At 70.1% G+C, this 11,751-nt stretch carries 9 protein-coding genes; 5 read left to right on the top strand and 4 right to left on the bottom strand.

The window, feature by feature from the left end:
- Positions 1-176: 176 nt before the first annotated feature.
- Entirely contained in the window at positions 177-1,778 is a 1,602-nt protein-coding gene (locus DL991_RS01900; RefSeq protein WP_125780299.1) for a PHP domain-containing protein, read from the top strand.
- 48 nt (positions 1,779-1,826) lie between these two features.
- Here the strand turns inward: DL991_RS01900 and DL991_RS01895 are convergent, their stop codons facing one another.
- The 4 genes from DL991_RS01895 to DL991_RS01875 all read right to left on the bottom strand — a co-directional run bounded on the left by DL991_RS01895 (position 1,827) and on the right by DL991_RS01875 (position 6,104).
- Positions 1,827-2,651 carry an aldo/keto reductase gene (locus DL991_RS01895; protein ID WP_125780297.1) on the bottom strand — a complete coding sequence of 275 codons (825 nt, stop codon included), beginning with the start codon at positions 2,649-2,651 and terminating at the stop codon, positions 1,827-1,829.
- 26 nt (positions 2,652-2,677) lie between these two features.
- Entirely contained in the window at positions 2,678-3,805 is a 1,128-nt protein-coding gene (locus DL991_RS01890) for a cell wall metabolism sensor histidine kinase WalK (protein WP_125780295.1), read from the bottom strand.
- On the bottom strand, positions 3,802-4,479 hold the full coding sequence (locus DL991_RS01885; protein WP_007033550.1) for a response regulator transcription factor: 678 nt from the start codon (positions 4,477-4,479) through the stop codon (positions 3,802-3,804). Before DL991_RS01885 ends, DL991_RS01890 begins: the two co-directional genes overlap by 4 nt.
- 140 nt (positions 4,480-4,619) lie before the next feature.
- On the bottom strand, positions 4,620-6,104 hold the full coding sequence (locus tag DL991_RS01875; protein ID WP_199753787.1) for a PucR family transcriptional regulator: 1,485 nt from the start codon (positions 6,102-6,104) through the stop codon (positions 4,620-4,622).
- Between the two features lie 109 nt (positions 6,105-6,213).
- Here DL991_RS01875 and DL991_RS01870 point away from each other — a divergent pair, with 109 nt between their 5' ends.
- Genes DL991_RS01870 through DL991_RS01855 form a run of 4 tightly spaced genes read left to right on the top strand, consistent with a single transcriptional unit; the run spans position 6,214 to position 11,696 of the window.
- Entirely contained in the window at positions 6,214-7,665 is a 1,452-nt protein-coding gene (locus DL991_RS01870; protein ID WP_125780291.1) for a sodium:solute symporter, read from the top strand.
- A 28-nt stretch (positions 7,666-7,693) separates the two neighbouring features.
- A complete protein-coding gene (gene speB, locus DL991_RS01865) occupies positions 7,694-8,647 on the top strand; it encodes an agmatinase (RefSeq protein ID WP_199753785.1) in 954 nt (317 codons plus the stop codon).
- Positions 8,644-10,293, top strand: a complete 1,650-nt coding sequence (locus tag DL991_RS01860) for a thiamine pyrophosphate-binding protein (RefSeq protein WP_125780289.1) — start codon at positions 8,644-8,646, stop codon at positions 10,291-10,293. Before speB ends, DL991_RS01860 begins: the two co-directional genes overlap by 4 nt.
- Positions 10,290-11,696 (top strand): aminobutyraldehyde dehydrogenase, encoded by a 1,407-nt coding sequence (locus DL991_RS01855; protein WP_125780287.1) that lies wholly within the window; start codon positions 10,290-10,292, stop codon positions 11,694-11,696. Before DL991_RS01860 ends, DL991_RS01855 begins: the two co-directional genes overlap by 4 nt.
- Positions 11,697-11,751 lie beyond the last annotated feature (55 nt).

The following is an 11,751-nucleotide window of genomic DNA, read 5'->3' as shown; positions in this document are numbered from 1 at the left end:
TTCGTGGCGAGCAACTGCGTTTTCATGAACACTGAGTGTCTGTTCGAGACGCTCGCCTCCCCGGCCATCCCCCGGGGAGACGGGCCGCGTACCGCGACGGCGACGATCGTCACACGGCGCCGCGCGTTGGCCGTCCGGACATCACCCGTTCAGCCGGGCTCTTTAGCGTGCCGCCGGTGAACAGCGAAAAGCCCGGCGTCGACCGCCGCGGATTCCTCAAGCGTGCGGGCCTCGTGTCCGCGGCGGCCGCGGGTGCGCCGCTCGCCGCCACCGCCCCGGCGGAAGCCCTCGACCTCGATCTCGACATCGATGTCAACCTGCTCTTCGGCCGGGACCGCTACCGGTGGCTGGTGGGCGATCACCACATCCACACGCAGTACTCCTACGACGCGATGTACACAGTGGACGGAGTCGCCGACGCCGCCCGCCGGCACGGTGCGGACTGGGCGGTGATCACCGATCACGGCCATGCCGCGCACGAGAAGTCCTCGGTGGAGCGGACGAACGCCGCGATCCGGACGGCACAGCGCGAGCACCGCGATCTCCTGCTGTGGCAAGGCATGGAGTGGAACGTGCCGGGCGCCGAGCACGCGACGCTGTTCTTCCAGGCGGGCGCTGACCAGGCCGCGAAACTGCGCGAGTTCGAGCGCGCCTTCGACTGGCGGCTGACCGGGACCGAAACGGGCACGCCGGACAACGAGGCACTGGCGGTCAAGGCGATCCGCTGGCTCGCCGCCGAAGAGCGGGCCCGCCGGATCCACGCGCCGGTGGTGGTGATCAACCATCCGCTGCGCAACGGCCGGATCGCCCCGCACGAGATCCGGGCGCTGCGCGACGCCGCGCCCGGCGTCGTCATCGGCATGGAAGGCGCACCGGGCGCGCAGGCCGACGGCTTCCCGAAACCGCTCGGGAGCGGCGGTGGCGCGCGCGGCGGTTACGGCAACTCCCCCGGCGCCAACTCGTGGCCGGGCTTCCCGGAGTCGGCCTACCGCACCTACGGCGGCTTCGACTGGAGCACCGCGACCGTCGGCGGGCTCTGGGATTCGCTGCTGGCCGAAGGAAAGCCGTGGTGGATCACCAGCAACTCCGACTCGCACTACAACCGCGGCGACACCCACGTCCGGCCCGGCGTCCCGGACGGGTACTACGACGAGCACGGCGCCTACCCGGACCCGATCGACACCGGCGTCCCGCAGACCCTGCCCCCGTACGCGGACTTCGCGCCCGCCGAGTTCAGCCGGACCGTCGTCGGAGTGTCCCGTCGAAGTCACGAAGGTGTGCTGGAAGGCCTTCGCGCGGGACGCGTCTGGGTGGTGCACGGCGGGCTCGCGCAGGAACTGGAGTTCGGCGCGTACAGCGGCTGGAACTCGGCGACGACGGGCGGCAGGCTGCGGGTCCGGCGCGGATCCGACGTCACGGTCGTCGTCTCGGCGAAACTCGCGGCCCGGCCGAACGGCGGCGGCGCGATCCCCCGGCTCGCGCGGCTCGACCTCGTTTCGGGACCGGTGACCGGCCCGGCCGCCGACCGGGACACCCAGACCGCTCCGGGCACGCGGATCGTGCGGTCGTTCGAACCGCGGTGGGCGCCGGGGCGACGAGTGGCCTTCCGGCACACCTTCCGCAACGTGCGCGAGCCGTTCTTCGTGCGGACGCGCGGCACGGACGGCAAGAAGCACGTGCCCGGCGGGATCGAGCCGAGCGCCGACGTGATCGGGCAGTCGAACCCGTTCGAAGACCTGTGGCTGTACGGGAACCCGATCTTCGTGGACGTGCGGTAAGCGTGGGGCCTCGTGAGTGGTAGGGACGGTTCTAACCGTCCTTACCACTCACGAGCCGAGGGTGTCCGGATCCGGTCCCAGCCGCTTCCCCTGCTCCAGCGTCGCGATCGCGGCGCCGTCGTGTGCGTCGAGGGCGAAGTCGAAGACGTCCATGTTCTCCTTGATCCGTTCCGGCGTGACGGATTTCGGGATCACCAGGTGGTTCATCTCGATATGCCAGCGCAGGACGACCTGCGCCGGGGTCTTGCCGTGCTTCTCCGCGATCGTGGTGATCTTCTCGTCGGCGAGCAGCTCTCCACCTCGCGCCAGCGGGCCCCACGCCTCGGTGAGGATCTCGTGCTTCTCATGGAAGTTCCGGAGCAGCGGCTGCTGCAACCACGGGTGGCATTCGATCTGGTTCACCGCGGGGACCGTCCCGGTCTCCTCGATCAGCCGCTCCAGATGCGGGATCTGGAAGTTCGAGACGCCGATCGCCTTCGCCCGGCCGTCCGAGGCGATCTTTTCCAGCGCCCGCCACGTTTCGACGTACTTGTCCTGCGACGGCAGCGGCCAGTGGATCAGGTACAGATCGACGTACTCGAGACCGAGTTCGCTCAGGCTGGTGTCGAAGGCACGCAACGCCGAGTCGTAGCCGTGTTCGGTGTTCCACAGTTTCGTGGTGACGAACAGTTCCTCGCGGGGCAGGCCGCTGGTGCGGACGGCCTCGCCGACGCCGCGTTCGTTGGCGTACAGGGTCGCCGTGTCGATGGCGCGGTAGCCCGCCTCGATGGCGGTACGGACCGCGCCGGCGACCTCGTCGTCGCCGATCTTGAACACCCCGAACCCGAGCTGGGGAAGGGACGTTCCGTTGTTCAGCCTCATGCTGGGGACCATCCCTGAACCGTAACCCCGGCGGCAGGTCAAGGCAGAGCGGGCAGGTGGACGGTCACCGAAAGACCGCCGCCCACAACGGGTTCCGCGGACACCGTGCCGCCGTGCGCCTGGACCGCGGCCCGCACGATCGAGAGCCCCAGACCGGCGCCGGTGCGGGCGGTCCTGGCGACGCCTGCCCGGCGGAACGGCTCGAACAGTTCGGGGACCGCGGCCGGGTCGAGCAGGCCGCCGGAAGAACGCACCCGCAGCACCGACCACTGTGGACCGGCCTGCGTGACGACATCGAGCCAGCCGCCCTCGACGTTGTGCCGCACGGCGTTCTCCAGCAGATTGCCCGCGATCCGTTCCAGCAGCGCGGGATCACCGAATGTCGGCGCGCCCTGGGTCGCGAATTCGGTGCGGATACCGCGTTTCTCGGCGTCGGCCCGCACCGCCCGCCACGCGGTCGCGACGATCACCGCGAGATCGGCCGGCTCCCTGGCCACCAGTCCCGCGCCGTCCGTACGGGCGAGCAGCAGCAGCGAACCGACCAGCCGCTCGGCTCGCTCGGTCGCGTCGCGGACGACACCCGCCATCCGGCGTAATTCGGCTTCGTCGGCCTGCTCGTCGGCCAGGGTGACGTCGAGTTCGGTGCGGATGACCGCGAGCGGCGTCCGCAGTTCGTGGCTGGCGTTCGCGACGAAATGCCGTTGGGCGTCGAACGCGGCCTGCAACCTGTCGAGCATGTCGTCGAAGGTCTCGGCAAGTTCGGCGAGTTCGTCCTTGGTGCGGACCTCGCCGATCCGCTCCCCCATCGATTCGATCGACAGACGCCGCGCCGTCCCGGTGATCTCACGCAGCGGCTGCAGGACCCGCGCGGTGAACGTCCACGCGAGGATCCCCGCCGCCAGCACGACGAAACAGAACGCGGCCGCACCGAACAGCAGCACCCGATTCCGGGCGTACACCCGCAGATGCTCGGTGACGGCGGAAGCGTCGACCTCGACGCCGTCGACCCGCACCGTGGTGCCCGGCGGCAACTGCGGAACCGCGGAAACCGCGTCGCCGACCAGATTCCAGGTCAGCCAGAGCAACAGGAGGCTGACCAGCGCCACCAGCCCGGTCGCGAGCAACGTGACCCGCGCGCGGAGGCTGCGGGCACCGGACAGGTTCACCCGCGTGCGGTCCCCTGCTCCGGCACCCGGTAGCCGGAGCCGACGACGGTCTCGATGATGCCCGGCTCGCCGAGCTTCTTGCGCAGTGTCATCACCGTGACCCGGACGGTGGTGGTGAACGGGTCGGCGTTCTCGTCCCACACGCGTTCGAGCAGTTCCTCGCTGCTGACCACCGAACCGGCGGCCGACAGCAGCACCTCAAGAACACCGAACTCCTTGCGGGTCAGCTCGACCGGACCGCTCGCGCGGCGGACGGTCCGCCTCGCCGGATCCAGTTCGACGTCGCCCGAAGTCAGCAGCGGCGGCGCGGCCGGGGTCGCGCGGCGGCCCAGCGCCCGCACCCGCGCGACGAGTTCGGGGAAGGCGAACGGCTTGGCGAGATAGTCGTCGGCGCCGAGGGAAAGCCCGTCGACGCGGTCCGAAACGGAACTGCTCGCGGTGAGCATCAGCACGCGGGTCAGCTCGCCGGACGCGACGATCTCGCGACACAGGTCGTCACCGGACATACCGGGCAGGTCGCGGTCGAGCAGCACGACGTCATACCGGGTGACGGCGGCCTTCTCGTGCCCGTCGTCACCGGTGAGCGCGATGTCCACCGCCATCCCCTCGCGCCGCAGGCCGCGTGCGATCGCGTCGGCGAGGGGTTCTTCGTCTTCGACTACCAGAATTCGCACGACCCTACGTTGCCACATTTACCTGAGAGTGACCTGATTGGACCAACCGGCGGTGACCGTTCGGTGCCGGTGGTCGTGAGTGGCGATTCGGGTTAGAACCCGAATCGCCACTCACGACCACCTGAACCGACGCCTTACCCTCACCCCCACCTCAACGCGAACCACAGGCGCATCCGGACCTCCGGATCCGCCAGGTCCACGCCCAGCGCCCGTTCGATCTGCCCGATCCGGTGCCGGACGCTGTTGCGGTGCACGCCGAGTTCGGCGGCCGTCCGGTCCCAGCCGCCGTGGTGCGCGAGCCAGGTCCGCAGCGTGTCGACCAGTTCGCGGTCGCCCTTCCGGTCCAGTTCGCGCAGCGGCGCCAGCGTTTGGGCGGCGAACCCGGCCGCCGCGTCCGGGGCGATCAGCGCGTCCAGGCCGAGCCCGGACGCCTCCGCCACCACCGGCCGTTCCAGCGCGGCGGCCCGCCGCAGCAGCGACTCCACTTCGGCGCGCGCCTCGGGGAGCCGATCGGGCGGGACGGGCGAACCCACGACGGTGAGCCAGCCGTCGGCGCGGAGCCGGTCGAGGTCGCCGATCTCCGGCGCCTCGCGGACGATCGCGGTGAAGCGTGGCCCGGGCAGCAGCCGCACGAGCGGGGTGTCGAGCCGGGCGCGCAGCCAGTCGTAGCGCGCGGCGACCTCGTTCGGCCCTCGGCGGTAGGCGATCCCGGCGACCAGGCGCCGGTCGTCCCCGCCGACCACGTCGGTCTCGCCCAGCAGCAACGCCGTGGCGGTGGCACCCAGTCCGGCCGCGTCCGAACCCGCGCGGCCCACCAGCCCGAGCAGCGCCGCCCCGACCGACAGGATCGAGCGGTCCGCGCCGTCGAATCGTTCGACGCGGCCGACCACGACCAGATGTGACGCCGTCGCCTGCGGGTACACCGGTTGCGCGACGACATGCGTGCCGTCGGCCAGTTCCGTCGTCGCGCTGCGGATCCCCCGGCCCGCCCGCAGCGTGGCGACCAGTTCCCGGACCTCGTCCGGTAGCGGGGACGGCGCGCCGTGGTCGGCGGCGAGGACGTCGCCGACACCGACCAGCGCCACCCACGCCCGCAGCCGCCCGGCCAGCGCGCTCGCGAGTTCGCCGAGCCCGTCGCCCGCGGCCCTGGTCAGCGCCTCGCGCGCGGCCGCGATCCGCCGTTGTTCCCGCTGCCCCGCCTCGGCGAGCGCGACCGACACCGCGCGGCTGATCGCCAGGAACGGCGTCCGAGGCTGGACGACGATCAGCGGCAATCCGTGCCGCGCGCAGGCCGACCGCAGTGCCGGCGGCAAAGTCTCGTGGGTGCCCGGCGTCAGCCCGAAGCCGAGCGCGGAGATCCCGCTGTCGGCCAGCCTCCGGACGTAGCGGTCGACCTCGGACAGCTCCACCGGAAGGTTCACGCCGGCGGTGAGCAGCAGTTCCGCCCCGAGCAGGTACGGCGCGGGATCCCGCAGCTCGCTGACGTGCGCCCAGCGCACCGGGGCGTCGAGCGCGTCCGGGCGCAGTGTCTCCCCGACCGGGTCGAGTGCCAGTTCCGGGTTGCCGACCACGGCCCGTAACGGGACATTCACATCCGAGTCGAACGGATCGCGGCTTTGGGTCATTTCATCCTCGATTTCCGACGCAGTGGATGGATCATCCCATGTCGTTCAAGGAGCGAACGAACCTACGGTGGCCCGAACGAAGCGAACCGCCCAAGGCAAGGAGGACACCGTGGCCGGTGACTACGCGGTGATCGCGCTCTACATAGCGGGCATGATCGGGGTCGGCTGGTTCGGCCTGCGGCTGGCCAAGACCAAATCCGACTACCTGGTCGCGGGCCGCCGCCTCGGCTGGTTCATGTACTCGGGCACGATGTCCGCGGTCGTCCTCGGCGGCGCTTCGACGGTCGGCGGCGTGAAACTCGGCTACACCTACGGCATCTCCGGCGCCTGGCTCGTGATCGCGATCGGCGTCGGCATCCTGGTCCTGCACACGCTGTTCGCGCGGCGGCTGGTGAAGCTGCGCGTCTACACCGTCGGAGAGATGCTCGACCTGCGCTACGGCGGCTCCACGAGCGCCATCTCCGGCGTCGTCATGTGGGCGTACACGCTGATGCTGACCGTCACTTCGACGCTGGCCTTCGCCACCATCTTCAAGGTCCTGTTCAACGTGCCGAGCTGGGCCGGGATCGCCATCGGCGGGTCGATCGTGGTGCTCTACTCGGTGCTCGGCGGCATGTGGTCGATCACGCTGACCGACATCGTCCAGTTCGTCATCAAGACCATCGGCATCCTCTTCATCCTGTTGCCGGTCTCGATCGTCTCGGCGGGCGGCTTCGACGGGATGGCCGCGCGGCTGGACGAGAGCTACTTCGAACTCACCGCCATCGGCGGCGACACGATCCTCACCTACTTCCTCATCTACAGCTTCGGCCTGCTGATCGGCCAGGACATCTGGCAGCGCGTGTTCACCGCGAGGACGCCGGGCATCGCGACCGGTGGCGGCGTCATCTCCGGTGTCTACTGCCTGGTCTACGGCCTCGCCGGCGCGCTGATCGGCACCGCGGCCAAGACGCTGTACCCGAACCTCGCCAGCGCGCAGGACGCGTTCGCGACCATCGTCGAGCAGCAACTGCCCGCCGGGATCCGCGGTCTCGTGCTCGCGGCGGCGTTGTCGGCGATGATGTCGACCGCCAGCGGCGCGCTCATCGCCTGCTCCACGGTCAGCACTTCGGATCTGCTTTCCAAGCTGGGCCTCAAGAAGGCCGTCAACGAGGTCACCAGGAACCGCGTCACCACCCTGATCCTCGGCATTGTCGCGATCGGCATCGCGATGGTCGTGGACGACGTCGTCAACGCGCTGACCATCGCCTACGACATCCTCGTCGGCGGGCTGCTCGTCGCGATCATCGGCGGGCTGGCCTGGAAACGCGGCACTCGTCAGGGCGCGCTCGCGTCGATGGTCGTCGGTACCGTCGTGGTCATCGCGTTCATGTTCGTCGACGGCGTCGAGGCCAACAGCCCGATCTACTGGGGTCTCGGCTCCAGTCTGGCGGTGTACCTGCTGGTCAGCTTCCTCACCCCGCGTACCTCCGACGAGATCCTCACCGTGTGGACCCGCCGTCTGAACGGCAGCGCGGTCGCCGAAGAAGAAGAGGCGAAACTCGCCGCTTCGAAGTCCTGAAACCCTTACACCCCAAGAAGGAGACACAGTGCCTGAGCAGAGCCCGATCGGCCCCGTCGACTCGTCCAAGGTGCCCCGGTTCGCCGGTTTCGCGACCTTCGCGAGGCTGCCGCGGATCGATCAGGTCGAGCGTGCCGATGTCGCCGTCGTCGGCGTGCCGTTCGACGCCGGGGTGTCCTACCGCCCCGGCGCGCGGTTCGGCCCCGCCGCGCTCCGTGAGGCCAGCAGGCTCCTTCGCCCGTATCACCCGGAACTCGACGTCTCGCCGTTCGCCGAAACACAGGTGGTCGACGCCGGCGACATCGCGCTCAACCCGTTCAACATCGGCGAGGCGATCGAGACCCTGCAGGACGCGGCCGAGGCGCTGACCGCGAACGGGACGCGGCTGGTGACCGTCGGCGGCGACCACACGGTCGCGCTGCCGCTGCTGCGGGCGGCGGCGAAGAAGCACGGACCGGTGGCGCTGCTGCATTTCGACGCGCACCTCGACACCTGGGACACCTACTTCGGCGAGCCGTACACCCACGGCACCCCGTTCCGGCGGGCGTCCGAGGAAGGCATCCTCGACACCGAAGCGCTGTCCCACGTCGGCACGCGCGGCCCGCTGTACGGCAAGCGGGATCTGGAAGAGGACCGCCGCCTCGGATTCGGCATCGTCACCTCCGGCGACGTCATGCGCCGCGGGGTCGCCGAGACCGTCGACGCGCTGCGCCAGCGCATCGGCGGCCGTCCGCTCTACATCTCCGTCGACATCGACGTGCTCGACCCCGCGCACGCGCCGGGCACCGGCACCCCCGAAGCGGGTGGCATGACCAGCCGTGAACTGCTGGAGATCCTGCGCGGGCTGCGGGACTGCAACCTCGTCGGCGCGGATGTGGTGGAGCTCGCCCCGGCTTACGATCACGCCGAGATCACCGCCATCGCGGCCTCCCACGTCGCCTACGACCTGGTGAGCCTGCTCAGCCTGGGAAAGAGCGAATGACACAACGGATAGGCGGCGACGTCGTCGTCGAGACCCTCCGCGCGCTCGGCGCCGACACCGTGTTCGGCCTGCCCGGCCAGCACGCGCTCGGCCTGTTCGAAGCACTGCGGCGCACGGACGACCTGCGCGTGATCAGCTCGCGGGTGGAGAACAACCTGGCGTTCGCGGCCGACGGGCACGCCCGTGCCCGGCTCGCGGCGGACCCCGAAGGCCCGGTCCCGGTGACCCCGATGATCGTGTCGACCGGACCCGGCGCGCTGCTGACTTTGGCCTCACTGCAGGAATCCCGGGCGGCTTCGGTACCGGTGCTCGGCATCTCCAGCCAGATCCCGGTCGCCGGGCTCGGCGGCGGACGGCACGGGTACCTGCACGAACTGCCCGATCAGCAGGCCAGTTTCCGAGACGTCGTGAAGTCGGTGCACGTGGTGCGCACCGTCAGCCAGATCCCGACGGCGCTGCGCGAGGCCTGGGAATCGGCGGCGACCGCGCCGTACGGCCCGGTGTGGGTCGAGATCCCGCAGGACATCCTGCTGGCACCGACGGAGCTGCCGCGGATCACTTCGGTGACCGCACAGCCCGCTCCGCTCGCGCCGTTGCCGGAGCTCGTCACCGAGGCCGCGGATCTCCTTGGCACGGCGAAGAATCCGGTGATCCTGGCCGGTGGTGGCGCACTGCGCTCGGGTGCACGGGCGGAATTGAAGGCGCTCGCGGAGGCACTGCGCGCGCCGGTGGTGTCGACGTTCGGCGGCAAGGGTGTCTTCGGCTGGGACCACGAGCTTTCCGGGCAGTCGTGGGTCGAAGACTGGCACAGCACCGAGTTCCTCTCGGCCGCGGATGTGCTGCTCGTCCTCGGTTCCGGGCTCGGCGAGCTGTCCAGCAACTACCGCGAGTTCGCCCCGCGCGGCCGGATGATCCAGGTCGAGGCCGATCTCGGGAAGCTGGAGTCGAACTACCCGGCGCTGGGTATCCACGCCGACGTCCGCCTTGTCCTGCAAGGACTTCTGGAGCAGGTGCCGTTCCGCCGGTCCGACGGTGCCGCCGAAGCCGCGGTGGCGGATCTGCTGGCCAAGGTGCGCGAACGCCTCGACGCCCAGCCCCTCGAGGTCGAGCGCAAGCTGATCGAAGACATCCGCGCGGCGCTGCCCGAGGGCACGCAGACGTTCTGGGACATGACGATCGCGGCCTACTGGGCCTGGTCTGCGTGGAATCCCGATGGCGCGCCGATCCACACCGCGCAGGGCGCCGGCGGGCTCGGCTACGGCTTGCCCGGCGCGCTCGGCGGTGCTGTCGCCACCGGCGGACCGGTGCTCGCGGTGTCCGGCGACGGCGGCGCGATGTACGGGATCGCGGAACTGGCCACGGCGGTCCAGCACGGTCTCGACGTCACGTGGCTGGTCATCGACGACGGCGGCTACGGCATCCTGCGCGAATACCTGACCGGCGCCTTCGGCCAGTCCACCGCCACCGAACTCGCACGGCCGGATTTCGCCGCGCTGGCGCGCTCTTTCGGCGTCAGCGCGGCGGTGTCCTCTTTGGACAGCATCGGGAAGGACCTCGCCGACGCGCTGGGCACGCCAGGGCCGTCCGTAGTCGTCCTCCCCGCCCTGCTGAAGATGTTCGAGCCGACCCACCTGGAGAAGAAATGACTCAGGTCCTCAATTTCGTCGACGGCGCCGCGGTACCGGCGTCGGGCTCGCGGACACTCGACCTGGTGGACCCCGCCACCGGCGAGGTCTTCGGCACCAGCGTCCTGTCCGAGCAGTCCGATGTGGACGCCGCGCTGGCCGCCGCCGAGCGGGCGTTCAAGGTGTGGCGCAAGAGCACTCCCGCCCAGCGTCAGCTCGCCCTGCTGAAGATCGCCGACGCGGTCGAGGCACGCGCGGAGGAATTCGCCGAACTGGAGATCCGTGAGACCGGCAAGATCCGGTCCGTCGTGCTGGACGAGGAGATCCCGGAGTGCGTCAGCGCGCTGCGGTTCTTCGCCGGTGCCGCACGGCAACTCGAAGGCACCGCGTCCGGGGAATACCTGCCGGGACATTCTTCGGCGATCCGGCGTGAACCGGTCGGCGTCTGCGCGCAGATCGCGCCGTGGAACTACCCGCTGATGATGGGCGTCTGGAAGATCGCCCCGGCGCTGGCCGCCGGGAACACCGTCGTGTTGAAGCCCGCCGAGACCACGCCGTCGACCGCCGTACTGCTGGCAGAGGTCGCGGCGGAGTTCCTGCCGCAGGGTGCGTTCAACGTGCTGTGCGGCGACCGCGACACCGGCCGCGCGCTGGTGAAGCACCCGATCACCGAGTTGGTCTCGATCACCGGGTCGACTCGCGCGGGCATCGACGTCGCCACCGTCGCGGCCGCCGACCTCAAACGCACGCACCTGGAACTCGGCGGGAACGCGCCGCTGCTGGTATTCGGCGATGTGAACCTCGCCGAGGCGGCGGAAGGCATCGTCGGGGCGGCGTTCTACAACGCCGGGCAGGACTGCACCGCGGGCAGCCGGGTGCTGGTGGACGCGGCGATCCACGACGAGTTCGTCGCGGAACTCACCAAGGCCGCCGCCGCGCAGGCCCCCGGCCGGGACTTCGGCCCGCTCAACAGCCAGGCGCAGTTCGGCCGGGTGCGCGGTCTCGTCGAGCGGCTGCCGTCGCACGCCCGCGTGGAGACCGGCGGCGTCCCGGCCGGTGACCGCGGTTTCTTCTTCTCCCCCACCGTGGTCTCGGGTTTGAAGCAGGACGACGAGATCGTTCAGGAGGAGATCTTCGGCCCGGTGATCACCGTCCAGTCCTTTGTGGACGAAGACGAAGCGGTGCGCCTGGCCAACGGCGTCCCGTACGGGCTGGCGTCGTCGATCTGGACCAACGACCTGACACGCGCGACCCGCGTTTCGGGTGAACTCGACTTCGGCTGCGTCTGGGTCAACACCCACGGGCCGCTGGTCTCGGAAATGCCCCATGGCGGCTTCGGGCACTCGGGCCACGGGAAGGACCTCTCGTCCTACTCCTTCGCCGAGTACACCCGCGTCAAGCACGTCATGACCCGCTTCGCCTGACCGCGATTCGGCACCTGGTCGCGGTAGTTCGCGACGCCAACGATCGCAAGCAGGT

Source organism: Amycolatopsis sp. WAC 01375 (genome assembly GCF_003947325.1).
In the GTDB taxonomy this organism is placed as follows: domain Bacteria; phylum Actinomycetota; class Actinomycetes; order Mycobacteriales; family Pseudonocardiaceae; genus Amycolatopsis.
Note: the sequence above shows the minus strand (reverse complement) of the source record. Positions and strands in the feature narration are given on the sequence as shown.